Below are 13,393 nucleotides of genomic sequence, written 5' to 3'. Positions count from 1 at the left end.
AGTAAGCCCGTTCCCTCAAGGATCAACTGTGGGAGCTTGCTCGCGATGGCACAGCCGCTACAACACTGAAAAGTTGTAGCTGACGATCAACCGCGTTTCATCCACATCCCGGGCGAACTGCTCGTAGTTGGTGCGGTAGGTCGCGTTGCGCAAGCGCAGGCTGACATCCTTGAACGTCCCGCCCTGCACCACGTATTTGAGTTCGCTGTCGCGCTCCCACTCTTTACCTTCCTGATCGCTGCCCGGCACCTTGATGTGATCGCCGTTGACATAACGGGTCAGGAACGTCAGGCCATTAAGGCCCACAGCCTTGAAGTCATAGTCGTAACGCAGTTGCCAGGAACGCTCCTGGGCGGCAGCGAAGTCGTTGACCTGGACATAGTTCACCAGGTACGGATTGCTGCCATCGAGGTATGGCATCGAATTGTCACCGTTCATGCGCTGCCAGCCGGCGCTGAAGGTGTGACCACTGACCGCATAGGCGAGCATGCCGCTCAACGCCCGGTTGTCGATGGAGCCGGCGCGCGCAGCGCCACTGTCGGCACTCTTGAGCAGGCGCAGATCGGCTTTGAGCACCCCCTCGGCCAGAGGTTGGCTGGCCAGCAGACCAAGGAAATGCTGGCGATAGATGTCTTCGAGTTCGGCGTAATGATACTGGGCGGTCAGGCGCTCGTTGATCTTGTAGTCCAGGCCGTACATGTCGAAATGATCGGCGGTGATGTTGCAGGCATAGCGCTTGTTCTTGCAGTGCACGCGGATGTCCTGGGCGTCGGTGGAATCCCGGGCGGTGTATTTGTCCAGGCGTGCCGCCAAGAACGTCAAGTCCTTGAGCTCTTTGGAGGTCAGCAGTGCACCGTTGAACATCGTCGGCAGCAGACGGCCGTCGTTGTACTTGAGCAACGGCACGTCCGGCAGCAGCGCGCCGTACTTGAGGACGCTATCAGACACACGCACCTTGGCGGTCAGCCCCAGTTTGGCGTACTGATCCTCTGAACCACGCGGGTTATTGCCGGAGGATGGCAGCAAGCCGCTGTTGCTGCTGTCGGCGCTGGAGTCGAGTTTGAGTCCGAGCATGCCCAATGCGTCCACACCCACACCGACCGTGCCTTCGGTGTAACCCGATTGCAGGTTGAGGATGAACCCTTGCGCCGCCTCATCGCGTTTTGATGCGCCTTGGTCTGAGGCGGTGTGCCCGTCGCGAAAGTCGCGATTGAAATACACCGTGCGTGATTCAACCTTCGCGGTGGTGTCGTCGATAAATCCGCTGGCAAACGCCTGGCCGGCAAAACCGGCGCACAGCGCTACAACGCCAAAGCCCAGGGACTGGCGGGCGGATACAAACGTAAAGGGGGGACGCATGAAAAAGCTCCAACAGTGCAGCGTTTGCGCCATGGCGCAACAAATCAGAAAACAGCCGTCGCCCCGGACCGATGGTTGGCCAGGTAACGTCGACAGGCGGGGGGTGAACTACAATGATGGCAGAACGCTCCTGTTCAGCGCAGACGACTTTAGTCGGACCTTCCATCGACATCCTGTAATCGACAGGTCGCATTCAGCCGGGTTAACCGTCGCTTAACCGCGCGCTTCAACACTGAAACGGACCGCACGCCCTCAGCTGTCGCTGATGCCCCGGTGCGGCCGGCTCGACGCTCGCGTCGAGCCGATGACTTTCCGTCCGCCTCGGAGATCACTCATGAACACTCGCACGCTACTGATGACCGCAGTCCTGGCCTGCTCGGCATTCGCCGGCCTGGCCCAGGCCAACGACACCTCAACCTCACAAGCCGTACCCTATGAATACGGCATGCCGCTGCACATCGCCAAAGTCATCTCCTTGAGCGAACCCAGCACGCTGCGTTGCAAGGTAGTGACCGCCGACATGAAGTACATCGACGACAAGGGCAAGCCTGAGGAAATCACCTACCGCAAAATGTCCGACGCCTGCAGCACGAACGATTGACCGAAAGGTCCGATTCGACACCCAGTACTCCCGAGAGGGTTCTGGCGCTATGCTCTAGCCCTCTCTTACTGCCCGCAAGGATTGGCCATGCAGTTGTCGTTTCGTACCCTGTCGATTTTTACCGCGTTGCTGTGCCTGTTGCTGTCCCTGGTCTGGGGATTTGCACCGCAATGGATGCTGCTGCTCTGGGACAATGAATATTCGCTGACGGCTGGCCTGGTAGCCCGACGCACGGCGGTGCTGTTCGCAGCCTGGAGTCTGTTGCTTTTTCTGGTACGCAACGAAGGCCCTTCCACCATCCGCCAAGCGCTGAGCAGCAGCTTTGTCGTGGCGTGTTGGGGCTTGGCGGTGCTGGGATTCGCTGAATGGCTGAACGGTCACGCCGGCCCGGGCATACTGCTGGCAGTCGGCGTTGAACTGGCGCTGGGCCTGGCATTTTTCCAGACCCGGCGCATGTCGGTACAACTGGAAGCAGCGCTTTAAAGCGCTTTACCCATCCGCGAATACGGCTCGACTTCTACGTGCTGTTGTCGGGAGCGCAATTGGGCAATCAGCTCATTGATCTCCCGACAACCGTTGAGCCCTGAAGCGTCGATTCCGGACACCAACAGATCGAGCTGGTCGGTTTGCCCGTCTGCGTAGACCTTGACGGTCATCGACAGCTCGGGAGACAAGGTGCACTGGCAACGCTTGGGTAAAAAACTGCTTTCGATGATGTTGCGAAGTTCCAAGGCAGATAGAAACATGGCGACCCTCTCCTTTGTGAGACTGCCAATGACGATCAGCGCTTGCTCATATGAAATCCCGGCAAGCTTCAAGGACAGCTACAGCATAAAACATGCCTCGATTTTCGCTGTGCAGCTCATCGGCAAATCAAGGGTTTATCGAACTTTTGTGTCAGAGCCCTCATGCAATTTGCAAGAACGCCGGTTTTCAGCCCTGCAATTTGCACAGCCAACAGCGGTTTGCATTCGCAGCCATCGCCGGTAAGAATGCCTCCTTGATCACTGGCCAGGAGGCTTCATGGGTACTTTCACTTTTAACGCGACCCTCGGTTTGATCGCTGTTGGGCTGTCCAGTCTGGCGCACGCCGCGAAACTCGAAGACGTTGCTCCCTACCCGAAAGCCGACAGCGGCTTCACCCGCCAGGTCATTCGCCTTGCCCCGCAGACCCGGGAGGATGACTTCCAGGTCGAGGTGATCGCCGGCAAGACATTGAAGGTCGACTGCAATCGCCAACGCCTCGGCGGCATCCTCGAAGAGAAAAACCTTGAGGGCTGGGGCTATCCCTTCTACCGCCTGGAAAAAGTCATTGGCCCGATGAGCACCTTGATGGCTTGCCCGGACGGCAAGAGCAAAGAGGATTTTGTCCCGGTGGTCGGGGACGGCTTCATGTTGCGTTACAACAGCAAACTGCCGATCGTGCTCTATGTGCCCAAGGACATCGAAGTGCGCTACCGAATCTGGTCGGCCTCTGCCTCGGTTGAAAAGGCCGTTCAGGAGTAAACGGCCTTCTGCACAGGTTCACACGGACGCGCCGCACTGCGCGGCGCGCTCGGCGACATGGCCCAGGCTGTCGAAGTTGATGTTGGCCCCCGAATCGATGGCGACCAGGGTCTGGTTGCGTACCCCGGTCCGGGCGATGTACTTCTTGATGCCTGCCACCGCCAATGCGCCGGAAGGTTCGGTGATCGAGCGGGTATCGTCGTAGATATTCTTGATCGCAGCGCAGAGCTCGTCATTGCTGACCGTCAGCACCTCATCCACACAAAACCTGCAGACCTCAAACCCGAATGCACCGATCTGCGCAACCGCCACGCCATCGGCGAAGGTGCCGACGCTGGGCAGGACAACCCGTTCACCGGCCTGTAATGCCGCTTGCAGGCACGCCGAATGTTCCGACTCCACACCGATGATGCGCACCTCTGGCCGCAGGTATTTCACATAGGCGGCGATCCCCGCGATCAACCCGCCACCCCCCACCGGCACGAAGATCGCCTCCAGCGAACCCTGATGTTGACGGAGGATCTCCATGGCCACAGTGCCTTGGCCGGCAATCACTTGCGGGTCATCGAACGGCGAGACGAAGGTACGACCAGTTTCCCGGGCCAGTTCCAGTGCATGGGCCAGGGCGAACGGAAAACTCTCGCCGTGCAATACCGCGTCGGCACCCCGGCTGCGTACGCCATGCACTTTCAGTTGCGGGGTCGTGTTGGGCATGACGATAGTGGCTTCAATCCCCAGCTCCCGAGCCGCCAATGCCACGCCCTGGGCGTGGTTACCGGCTGAAGCGGTAACCACGCCGCGTGCCTTTTGCGCATCGCACAGTTGCACCAACTTGTTGTAGGCACCACGGATCTTGAAGGAGAAGGTTGGTTGCAAGTCTTCGCGCTTGAGCAGAATTTGATTGCCCAAAGCGTCTGATAAGGCCGGCGCAAGCTGCAGTGGCGTGCGCACCGCCAGTTCGTACACCGGTGCGGCGAGGATTTGCTTGACGTAGTGTTCCAGCAGGGCTTGCTGTTCGGTTGTGCAACGCATGGACGTCTCCTGACTTTGATCGGAACCCAGGAGACAGAAATTGAAAACCCGCCTCTTGGGCGGGTTGGGTGCTGCAGTCGTGAGCTAGCCCGCCAAATAAGGAATGGCGGTAATAATGCTTGGCTGGCAGCGCAGTACGGTGGAAGTCATGACTCGAAATTAGCCGGCCGCTGATGGCAAGTCAATGGCCAATCCACGATTGACTCGGATACTCTGGGTGTTCTGCTCATCATCCCAAGGAAGGACACACATGACGACCATAACCCTGCCCCTCATCGCCCTGCTCGCCTTCGCCGGTTATACCGCTTCAGTGATGCTTCAGGCCGAACAATCGCTGATCGATTTTGGCATCAGCCTGATGTCGCGCCCCGATACGGCACAAGTGGTAATAGATCTTTATCTGCTGGCCACGCTGGCAGGCATCTGGATGTACCGGGATGCACGCCAACGTGGAAAATCAGCACTTTCAGTGGTGCCTTATCTGCTGATCACGGCGTTTTTTGTATCCATCGGGCCGTTGTTGTATCTGGTGGTGCGTGGGGTTCAGGACCGGAAAAAAGCGCCTGGGCTTTCACCATCGGCCTGACTCCTTTGCTGGCAAAGGCAACCATCGGGCATGCATTACCGCTGAGGACGCCATTGCCAGTAACCCGGTGCCGGCAGCATTGCGTTTATTTCAAGCCCACCCGATACAGGCCACCGTTATCCTCATCGGTCAACACATACAGATAGCCGTCCGGTCCCTGGCGGACGTCGCGGATACGCTTGTTCAGTTCGCCGAGCAGGCGCTCCTCGTGCACCACCTTGTCGCCGTCGAATTGCAGGCGGATCAGCTCCTGGCTAACCAACGCACCGATGAATACGTTGTGCTGCCAGGCCTTGAAACGGTCGGCGTCATAAAACGCCATGCCACTCAGACCCGGGGATTTTTCCCAGACATGGTGCGGCGGGACCGTCCCGTCGACGGTTTTCCCTTTGGCCTCCGGAATCGGCTGCCCGGAGTAGTTGATGCCATGGGTCGCCAAGGGCCAGCCGTAATTCTTGCCACGCTCGATGATGTTGACCTCGTCACCGCCTCGCGGGCCGTGCTCGTTTTCCCATAAAGTGCCGCTCCACGGATTGAGTGCCGCCCCCTGCGGGTTGCGTTGCCCGTAGGACCAGATTTCCGGGCGCACGTTAGCCTGACCGACAAAGGGATTGTCATCTGGCACCCTGCCATCCGGGTAGATGCGCACCACCTTGCCCTGCAGTTTGTCGAGGTCTTGGGCGGTTGGCCGGTCATTGTTTTCGCCGAGGGTGACGAACAGGTAACCGTCACGATCGAACACCAGTCGTGAACCGAAATGGTTACCCACCGACAGCTTGGGTTCCTGACGCAGGATCACCTGGAAATCCTTGAGCGCTGTCAGATCTTGCGACAACCGGCCCCTGCCCACGGCAGTACCGGCCTTGCCCTCCGGGCCGCCGCCCTCGGCGTAGGTCAGATACACCAGGCGATCCTGCTTGAAGTCCGGTGACAAGGCGACGTCCAGCAAGCCGCCCTGCCCTTTGGCCCAGACTTTCGGTACCCCGCTGAGCGGCTCCGACAACGTACCATCGACGCCGACCAATCGCAGGTTGCCAGGCCGTTCGGTGACCAGCATACCCTGGCCATCCGGTAGAAACGCCAGCGCCCACGGATGATCCAGCCCCGTCACGATCGGGGTCACTTCAAGCATGCCCTTCTCGCTGTCCATTTCACGGGAGGGTGACGCCAACAGGGGATGGCTGACGGCAAGCATTGCACTGACGCACAACGTGGTGAGTAATCCTTTTCGCAACATGCACGATTCCTTTTGTGGTTGAAATGGCGAGCGTCCGCCAGCCCCTTGCGTTCAAGGGTTACGGGTGTCGGCATCTCGATGCGGTGGGTTAGGGATGAATTTCGGCGGGCTGGCCGGCGGCGTGGCCGCTGGGTAGCGATTGCCAATGCCACCGTTGTCCAGGGTTGGCGCACGCTGAATGGGCACGGTATTGGGGCCACGAATCACCGGCGCATTGGGTTGAGTACCCTGCATGCTGTTGGGATTGGCCCGACGAATCGGACTGTTGTAGGGGTTGTTGTTGGCGCTGCCTGGCAGGTTCTGCGCCAGTTGCGAGGTGGCGGAAACATCGGCCTGTGCTGCCAGGCTAAACAGGCCACTCAAGGCCAGCAGCATGGCGCCAGATACAGTTCGGTTCATGGCAAGCCTCACTCTTGATCAGCGTGATTGCTCAACCACGCTACGCCCGAGGCGCGGGTTTGTTAACCAAAACCTCTCTAAGAAGATGTAACACCTTGTTGTCCGCCGCCTGCCTGTTGCGCAGATCAGGGAAACTTTCCGCCATCGCGGCCGGTCACCTGAACATCACTTGCGAGTACACGACCATGGCACGGGCAATCTGGAAAGGCGCAATCAGCTTCGGACTGGTGCACATCCCCGTGGCACTGGTCTCGGCGACGTCCGCCCAAGGTGTCGACTTCGATTGGCTCGACAGCCGCAGCATGGACCCGGTGGGCTATAAACGCGTCAACAAGGTCACGGGCAAGGAAGTCACCAAGGAGCACATCGTCAAAGGCGTGCAGTATGAGAAAGGCCGTTATGTGGTGCTCAGCGAGGAAGAAATTCGCTCGGCGCACCCGGTGTCGACCCAGACCATCGACATCTTTTCTTTTGTCGACAGCCAGCAGATCCCGCTGCAGAACATCGATACGCCGTACTACCTGGCCCCGGACAAACGCGGTGGCAAGGTTTACGCACTCCTGCGCGAAACCCTGGAAAAAACCGGCAAGGTCGCCCTGGCCCTGGTGGTCCTGCATACCCGCCAGCATCTGGCGGCGTTGATGCCTCTGGAGTCCGCGCTGGTGCTGGTGATGCTGCGTTGGCCGGCGGAGGTGCGCAGTCTCGACGAGCTAGCGTTGGGTAGCGAGGTCACTCAACCCGACCTGGCCAAAGGCGAGCTGGACATGGCCAAACGCCTGGTGCAGGACATGAGCGCCGACTGGACACCCGAGGATTATCGCGATGGCTTCGAAGAAAAGATCATGGCCCTGGTGGACAAGAAGGCCCGAGAAGGCAAGATCGAGGACGTAGAAACCGCCACCGGTGAAGAAGAGCGCAAGACGGCGGATGTGATCGACTTGACCGAACTGCTCAAGCGCAGCCTGGGCAGCAAGAGTACCGGCAAGAGCAAAACGCCGAGCAAAACCACTGCACACAAAAAAGCCACGAAGACCTCTCGTGGCTGACAAATATCAAGGTGGTGAGCTTAAGTAGGCCGGCGCTGGAAAGCCCACCCAACAAACGCCTCAGATCAAGATGAAGATCGCCAACAACCCGGCAAAAATCGACCATTTTTCCAGGTAGTAGAGCTTGCGATTGCGCTTTTTCAGTTCCTTGCCGCGCAGGCGAATCCGGTAGATCTTGCTGAACAGGCGATTGAGCCCGCCCGTCCTGTCGCCCACATCGTTTGGCGCCCCGGCCGCTGACATCACGTTGCGGCTGAACCAACTGTTGAATGCGGCCGCCCAGCGGTATTTCATCGGACGCTCGACGTCGCAGAACAGAATGATGCGGTTTTGCTCGGTGGTGTTTTCCGCGTAATGAATGTAGGTCTCGTCAAACATCACCGCTTCGCCGTCGCGCCAATGGTAGTTCTGGCCGTCGACGTTGATATAGCAACCGGCATCGTTCGGCGTTTCCAGCCCCAGGTGATAACGGTACGAACCGGCGTAGGGATCACGGTGTCGCACGAGTTTCGAACCCGGTGGCAGCTCGGCGAACATGGCGGCCTTGATCGAGCCGATGCTCTGTACCAGTTCGGTGGTGCGCGGGCACAGCTTCATGGCTGACGGATGACTGTCGCCGTACCACTTGAGGTAGAAGCGTTTCCAACCGGTCTTGAAGAACGAATTGAAACCGACATCGTCGTATTGATTGGAGCGCTTGATTTCACCGGCCCGCAGCAGGTTCTGGCCTTCGGCGCGAATTTCCTGCCAATGCGCCTGCAACGGGCTCAAGTCCGGGAAATCCGCAGGGCTCAGGTACGGCTTGTTGGGGATCTTCGAGAACAGATAAAGGAAGCAGTTGATCGGCGCCAGAAACGTCGAATGGTCGCTCAGTTGACGACCCAGCTTGTGGCGCACGCGGCCACGCAGATGTACGTACGCGATGGAAACAGCATAGATAGCGGCAATGATGAGTTTCACGGAAATCGTCACACGTCAGAAGTAAACAAACTGCGCCCTCGATAGCCCTCGGCTTCCGGAGTCTTGTGCAGCGTCTGAAATCGAAACAGCGGCCCCGTCGCACGCCCCGTCTGCCCGGCCGGGCAGCTGAATGGCATTTTAGCCACAGTTTGTAACCAATAGTTAACCTTCAACTGTGAAAATCTGTCTGCTGAATCTGCCAAAACACCACTGACGCCTCAACGCCCTATCGTTTAGAGAGCCAGACCAGTACAATCGCCGCCAAACTTTACGCGCCCCCAGGCTGAAGACGGGAAACATTCCCGCCCCAGCGCACATTGACTCGGGCCAAGCGCACCACATGCTGCTGTCCACTTGATGCCAGATGGATCTTCCGCTGCCGCCCGGGACACCTTGTCCCCCTGGTCCGAACGGCGGAAACGGGTACTGAATCGGTACTGCCGCAACCCTAGCTACTCTGAATGCTTCGCAGGAAAAACCTTTGATTTCTACAGCTAACATCACGATGCAGTTCGGCGCCAAGCCGCTCTTCGAAAACGTTTCGGTCAAGTTCAACGGTGGCAACCGTTACGGCCTGATCGGCGCCAACGGTTGCGGCAAGTCGACCTTCATGAAGATCCTCGGCGGCGATCTTGAGCCGTCCGGTGGCCAGGTCATGCTCGAGCCGAATGTACGCCTGGGTAAATTGCGCCAGGACCAGTTCGCCTACGAAGAATTCACCGTGATCGACACCGTGATCATGGGTCACGAAGAGCTGTGGAAGGTCAAGGCCGAACGCGACCGTATCTATTCGCTGCCGGAAATGAGCGAAGAAGACGGCATGGCCGTGGCCGAGCTGGAAACCGAGTTTGCCGAAATGGACGGCTACACCGCCGAATCCCGCGCCGGTGAACTGCTGTTGGGCCTGGGTATTCCGCTGGAACAGCATTTCGGGCCGATGACCGAAGTGGCGCCGGGCTGGAAGCTGCGCGTCCTGCTGGCTCAGGCACTATTCTCCGATCCGGAAGTGCTGCTGCTCGACGAACCGACCAACCACCTGGACATCAACACCATCCGCTGGCTGGAAACGATTTTGACGGCGCGTAACAGCACCATGATCATCATTTCCCACGACCGTCACTTCCTCAACAGCGTCTGCACCCACATGGCCGACCTGGACTATGGTGAGCTGCGCCTGTTCCCGGGCAACTACGACGAGTACATGACCGCGGCGACCCAGTCCCGCGAGCAATTGCTGTCGGACAACGCCAAGAAGAAAGCGCAGATCGCCGAACTGCAAACCTTCGTCAGCCGCTTCTCGGCCAACGCCTCGAAGGCCAAGCAAGCCACGTCCCGCGCCAAGCAGATCGACAAGATCCAGCTGGCCGAGGTCAAGCCATCGAGCCGTGTGAGCCCGTTCATCCGTTTCGAACAGACCAAGAAGCTGCACCGCCAGGCCGTGACCATCGAGCAGATGTCCAAGGGCTTCGACGGCAAGACCCTGTTCAAGAACTTCAGCTTCACCGTTGAAGCCGGCGAGCGCGTGGCGATCATCGGCCCGAACGGCATTGGCAAGACCACCCTGCTGCGCACCCTGATGGGCGAACTGACACCGGATGCCGGTTCGGTCAAGTGGACCGAAAGCGCGGAGCTGGGCTACTACGCCCAGGACCACGCCCACGACTTCGAAGACGATGTCAGCCTGTTCGACTGGATGGGCCAGTGGACTCAAGGCGAGCAGATCATTCGCGGCACCCTGGGCCGCATGCTGTTCTCCAACGACGAGATCCTCAAGTCGGTCAAGGTCATCTCCGGTGGTGAGCAAGGTCGCATGCTGTTCGGCAAGCTGATCCTGCAAAAGCCAAACGTACTGGTGATGGACGAACCGACCAACCACCTGGACATGGAATCCATCGAGGCGCTGAACCTGGCCCTGGAAAACTACCCGGGCACGCTGATCTTCGTCAGCCACGACCGTGAGTTCGTATCGTCCCTGGCCACGCGCATCATCGAGCTGAGCCCGAACGGCGTGACCGACTTCAGCGGCACCTATGACGACTACCTGCGCAGCCAGGGTGTGGTGTTCTAAACCACCTCACCGGCCCCTGTAGGAGCGAGCATGCTCGCGATGGACGTCAACGATAACGCGTGCAACCTGGATGAACGCGTTATCCGGACGTTTCTCGCGAGCGTGCTCGCTCCTACAGAAAGGCGGATCAGGAAATATAGTTAGCCTGCTTCCTTTTACCCCGCCGCCACGCCATCATGCAGCTCTCCCACCGCCGCCCGCGAGCGAGCCTTCATGTCAGCGCAGCAGTTGCCTCCACAAAGCTCCATGGCGATCACCCTGCAGATCGTCTCCATTGTTTTCTACACCTTTATTGCCTTCCTCTGCATCGGCCTGCCGATTGCTGTGCTGCCGGGGTATGTCCACGAACAACTCGGCTTCAGCGCCATTGTGGCCGGCCTGACCATTGGCTCACAGTACCTGGCCACCCTGCTCAGCCGCCCCATGGCCGGGCGCATGTCGGACAACGTGGGCACCAAGCGGGCAATCATCTATGGTTTGGCGGGAATCGTGCTCAGTGGCGTTCTGACGCTGATCTCGACCTTGCTGCAGGACGTTCCGTTGCTGAGCCTGATGATTCTGATCGCCGGGCGTTTATTGCTCGGCATCGCCCAAGGCTTGATCGGCGTGGGCACTATCAGTTGGTGCATGGGTCAGGTGGGTGCGGAGCACACCGCTCGTTCGATTTCCTGGAATGGCATCGCCTCTTACGGTGCGATTGCCATTGGTGCACCTATGGGCGTGGTGATGGTCCAGCAGCTCGGATTTGCCAGTCTTGGCATTGCCTTGTCATTACTGGCCCTGGGCGCATTGTGGCTGATCCGTAACAAACCGTCGGTACCGGTCATTCGCGGCGAGCGCCTGCCGTTCCGGGCGGTGTTCGGGCGCATTGCGCCGTTTGGTGCCAGCCTGAGCCTCGCATCGATCGGCTACGGCACGCTGACGACCTTTATCACCCTCTATTACATCAATCGCGGCTGGACTGGGGCAGCCTATTGCCTGACGGTGTTTGGCGTGTGCTTCATCCTGTCGCGATTACTGTTCATTTCCGCGATCGGCCGCTTTGGCGGGTTCACCTCAGCCATCGCCTGCATGAGCATTGAAACCGCAGGGCTGGTGCTGTTGTGGCTCGCACCCTCCACCGGCTATGCCTTGCTGGGCGCGGGGTTGACCGGTTTCGGCCTGTCGCTGGTGTACCCCGCGCTGGGCGTAGAGGCCATTAAACAGGTGCCCAACTCCAGCCGTGGCGCTGGCTTGAGTGCGTATGCAGTGTTTTTCGATCTGGCGCTGGCCATTGCCGGGCCATTGATGGGCGCGGTGGCGTTGAACCTGGGCTATTCGTGGATATTCTTCAGTGCCGCGCTGTTGTCGGTCAGCGGGTTGACGCTGACCTTGTTGCTCAAGCGTCGCGCGAGAGATTGAATCGCAAGCCTATTGATCGGCCGTTTGCATCCCGGCTCGGGTTGCCCGTCCCAACGTGCGGGAAAAGAAACTACCCGCCTGAGAAATCAGGCTGCGGTGAATATCTTCGCGATCGACGCCATCGGCATCGGTACACAGCGCTGGCATCGCGCTGATCTGTTCGTCATTGCACGGCGCCATGAACACAAAGTGCCCCGCCCCGGCCAGGAGTTTAAAGTCGGGGGCTACCGGCAGTTTGCGCGCCAGCGCCGCGGCATTCTTGTCGACCGCCACCAGCTTGTCGCCGTCACCGCTGTAGAGCAACACGGGCACATGGACATCGGCGAGGGTATGGCGACCGAACTTCAGACTCAATGGCGCCATCAGCATCAAGGCATGCACCCGTGGATCGGCCACCGGCTGCAAATCATCCCGATCGACGATCAGCTCACCGTTGGTGTTACAGGCATCGCGATCATCAGGGCGTTCCTGGCAGTAACGACGCAGGCGATCCAGATCCGGCGTCGCCCCCGAGAGAATCAACGCCGTCTCACCCCCCGCCGAATAGCCGATGACGCCGACCTGATCGGCATTGACGAACGGCGACAACATGCGATCGCCGAGGGTGGCGGTAATGGCTTCGGAAATCTGGATCGGCCGGCCGTACAGGTTACTCAACGTACCAAGACGGCTGTGATCCTTGGAATTGTCCCCTGGATGGAACACCGCGACGACCACGAAGCCTTTGCGCGCCAGTGACGTGGCCAGGTCGTGCAGGGCCAATGGGGTGCCGGTGTTGCCGTGGGACAGCATCAGCATCGGAAAGCGGCCGATGGCGACCTTGGTGTCCTGCCCGGCTTCAACGGTGTAACCCTCAAGCTTGCTGGTGTGTTCCCAGTCGCTGGAAGGATAGAAGGCGATGGCGCGCATCGGTTGCAGGTCGAGGGGATCGAGAAATGTCATCTCGTGGTAGCCGACACTCCACTGAGGATGCGGCGCAGGCGCGGCTTGCACTGTATTCAGGCTGCTGAACAGACAGATCAGTAGAGTTGCACAAAGACGGACCATGGGATGCCCCACCTTGTTACCGGACCGGAGATGTTAACCCTTGGTTGCATAACTCGGGCCAAAATCCGCAACGACCAGAAACAAAAAACTCCGTATCTGGTACTTGCGCATCCAGAATACAGAGTTTTTTGGGGTCTTGCCTGAACGCAAG

General features: G+C 59.1%; 14 protein-coding genes. 7 read left to right on the top strand and 7 right to left on the bottom strand.

Annotated features, from left to right (window positions below):
* Nucleotides 1-57: 57 nt before the first annotated feature.
* Nucleotides 58-1,359 carry an OprD family porin gene (locus tag EIY72_RS17010; protein ID WP_093220552.1) on the bottom strand — a complete coding sequence of 434 codons (1,302 nt, stop codon included), beginning with the start codon at nt 1,357-1,359 and terminating at the stop codon, nt 58-60.
* A 334-nt stretch (nt 1,360-1,693) separates the two neighbouring features.
* Between EIY72_RS17010 and EIY72_RS17005 the strand changes: the two genes are divergently transcribed.
* On the top strand, nt 1,694-1,960 hold the full coding sequence (locus EIY72_RS17005) for a DUF2790 domain-containing protein (protein WP_093220547.1): 267 nt from the start codon (nt 1,694-1,696) through the stop codon (nt 1,958-1,960).
* 87 nt (nt 1,961-2,047) lie between these two features.
* The gene (locus EIY72_RS17000; RefSeq protein WP_093220543.1) at nt 2,048-2,443 is read left to right on the top strand and encodes a hypothetical protein; all 396 of its coding nucleotides are present in this window, start codon (nt 2,048-2,050) and stop codon (nt 2,441-2,443) included.
* Here the strand turns inward: EIY72_RS17000 and EIY72_RS16995 are convergent.
* Nucleotides 2,440-2,706 (bottom strand): DUF1652 domain-containing protein, encoded by a 267-nt coding sequence (locus EIY72_RS16995; RefSeq protein ID WP_093220540.1) that lies wholly within the window; start codon nt 2,704-2,706, stop codon nt 2,440-2,442. The genes EIY72_RS17000 and EIY72_RS16995 overlap by 4 nt on opposite strands.
* Nucleotides 2,707-2,983: 277 nt before the next feature.
* On the opposite strand from EIY72_RS16995, the gene eco reads away from it, so the two are divergent.
* The gene (eco, locus tag EIY72_RS16990) at nt 2,984-3,466 is read left to right on the top strand and encodes a serine protease inhibitor ecotin (protein ID WP_093220535.1); all 483 of its coding nucleotides are present in this window, start codon (nt 2,984-2,986) and stop codon (nt 3,464-3,466) included.
* Nucleotides 3,467-3,484: 18 nt separating this feature from the next.
* On the opposite strand, the gene ilvA is transcribed toward eco, so the two are convergent.
* Complete coding sequence (ilvA, locus tag EIY72_RS16985; RefSeq protein ID WP_093220530.1) at nt 3,485-4,498, bottom strand: threonine ammonia-lyase, biosynthetic; 1,014 nt, start codon at nt 4,496-4,498, stop codon at nt 3,485-3,487.
* 250 nt (nt 4,499-4,748) lie between these two features.
* Between ilvA and EIY72_RS16980 the strand changes: the two genes are divergently transcribed.
* On the top strand, nt 4,749-5,084 hold the full coding sequence (locus EIY72_RS16980) for an ABA4-like family protein (RefSeq protein ID WP_093220526.1): 336 nt from the start codon (nt 4,749-4,751) through the stop codon (nt 5,082-5,084).
* An 85-nt stretch (nt 5,085-5,169) separates the two neighbouring features.
* Here EIY72_RS16980 and EIY72_RS16975 read toward each other — a convergent pair whose 3' ends face one another.
* Both EIY72_RS16975 and EIY72_RS16970 read right to left on the bottom strand, forming a co-directional pair.
* Entirely contained in the window at nt 5,170-6,321 is a 1,152-nt protein-coding gene (locus tag EIY72_RS16975; protein ID WP_093220522.1) for a PQQ-dependent sugar dehydrogenase, read from the bottom strand.
* 51 nt (nt 6,322-6,372) lie between these two features.
* Nucleotides 6,373-6,720: a hypothetical protein gene (locus EIY72_RS16970; RefSeq protein ID WP_093220518.1), complete on the bottom strand. Its 348-nt coding sequence runs from the start codon at nt 6,718-6,720 to the stop codon at nt 6,373-6,375.
* 185 nt (nt 6,721-6,905) lie between these two features.
* On the opposite strand from EIY72_RS16970, the gene ku reads away from it, so the two are divergent.
* Entirely contained in the window at nt 6,906-7,766 is an 861-nt protein-coding gene (gene ku / locus EIY72_RS16965) for a non-homologous end joining protein Ku (RefSeq protein ID WP_093230508.1), read from the top strand.
* Nucleotides 7,767-7,826: 60 nt separating this feature from the next.
* Here the strand turns inward: ku and lpxO are convergent, their stop codons facing one another.
* The gene (lpxO, locus tag EIY72_RS16960; RefSeq protein ID WP_093230504.1) at nt 7,827-8,726 is read right to left on the bottom strand and encodes a lipid A hydroxylase LpxO; all 900 of its coding nucleotides are present in this window, start codon (nt 8,724-8,726) and stop codon (nt 7,827-7,829) included.
* A gap of 481 nt (nt 8,727-9,207) precedes the next feature.
* On the opposite strand from lpxO, the gene EIY72_RS16955 reads away from it, so the two are divergent.
* Both EIY72_RS16955 and EIY72_RS16950 read left to right on the top strand, forming a co-directional pair.
* Nucleotides 9,208-10,794 (top strand): ABC-F family ATPase, encoded by a 1,587-nt coding sequence (locus tag EIY72_RS16955; RefSeq protein ID WP_090321229.1) that lies wholly within the window; start codon nt 9,208-9,210, stop codon nt 10,792-10,794.
* Between the two features lie 213 nt (nt 10,795-11,007).
* A complete protein-coding gene (locus EIY72_RS16950; RefSeq protein ID WP_093220514.1) occupies nt 11,008-12,195 on the top strand; it encodes an MFS transporter in 1,188 nt (395 codons plus the stop codon).
* Nucleotides 12,196-12,204: 9 nt separating this feature from the next.
* On the opposite strand, the gene EIY72_RS16945 is transcribed toward EIY72_RS16950, so the two are convergent.
* Nucleotides 12,205-13,242 carry an alpha/beta hydrolase family protein gene (locus tag EIY72_RS16945; protein WP_093220510.1) on the bottom strand — a complete coding sequence of 346 codons (1,038 nt, stop codon included), beginning with the start codon at nt 13,240-13,242 and terminating at the stop codon, nt 12,205-12,207.
* Nucleotides 13,243-13,393: the final 151 nt, after the last annotated feature.

The organism is Pseudomonas vancouverensis (assembly GCF_004348895.1).
GTDB classification, from domain to species: Bacteria; Pseudomonadota; Gammaproteobacteria; order Pseudomonadales; family Pseudomonadaceae; genus Aquipseudomonas; species Aquipseudomonas vancouverensis.
The sequence above is the reverse complement of the archived record's forward strand: the minus strand, read 5'-3'. Positions and strand labels throughout refer to the sequence as shown.

Bases quoted from the DNA above. Each gene is read 5' to 3' on its own strand.
- EIY72_RS17000 (WP_093220543.1), top strand. From the start codon at position 2,048: ATGCAGTTGTCGTTTCGTACCCTGTCGATTTTTACCGCGTTGCTGTGC.
- ku (WP_093230508.1), top strand. From the start codon at position 6,906: ATGGCACGGGCAATCTGGAAAGGCGCAATCAGCTTCGGACTGGTGCAC.
- ilvA (WP_093220530.1), bottom strand. From the start codon at position 4,498: ATGCGTTGCACAACCGAACAGCAAGCCCTGCTGGAACACTACGTCAAG.
- EIY72_RS16970 (WP_093220518.1), bottom strand. From the start codon at position 6,720: ATGAACCGAACTGTATCTGGCGCCATGCTGCTGGCCTTGAGTGGCCTG.
- EIY72_RS17005 (WP_093220547.1), top strand. From the start codon at position 1,694: ATGAACACTCGCACGCTACTGATGACCGCAGTCCTGGCCTGCTCGGCA.
- EIY72_RS16980 (WP_093220526.1), top strand. From the start codon at position 4,749: ATGACGACCATAACCCTGCCCCTCATCGCCCTGCTCGCCTTCGCCGGT.
- EIY72_RS16975 (WP_093220522.1), bottom strand. From the start codon at position 6,321: ATGTTGCGAAAAGGATTACTCACCACGTTGTGCGTCAGTGCAATGCTT.
- EIY72_RS16995 (WP_093220540.1), bottom strand. From the start codon at position 2,706: ATGTTTCTATCTGCCTTGGAACTTCGCAACATCATCGAAAGCAGTTTT.
- EIY72_RS17010 (WP_093220552.1), bottom strand. From the start codon at position 1,359: ATGCGTCCCCCCTTTACGTTTGTATCCGCCCGCCAGTCCCTGGGCTTT.
- EIY72_RS16945 (WP_093220510.1), bottom strand. From the start codon at position 13,242: ATGGTCCGTCTTTGTGCAACTCTACTGATCTGTCTGTTCAGCAGCCTG.
- eco (WP_093220535.1), top strand. From the start codon at position 2,984: ATGGGTACTTTCACTTTTAACGCGACCCTCGGTTTGATCGCTGTTGGG.
- EIY72_RS16950 (WP_093220514.1), top strand. From the start codon at position 11,008: ATGTCAGCGCAGCAGTTGCCTCCACAAAGCTCCATGGCGATCACCCTG.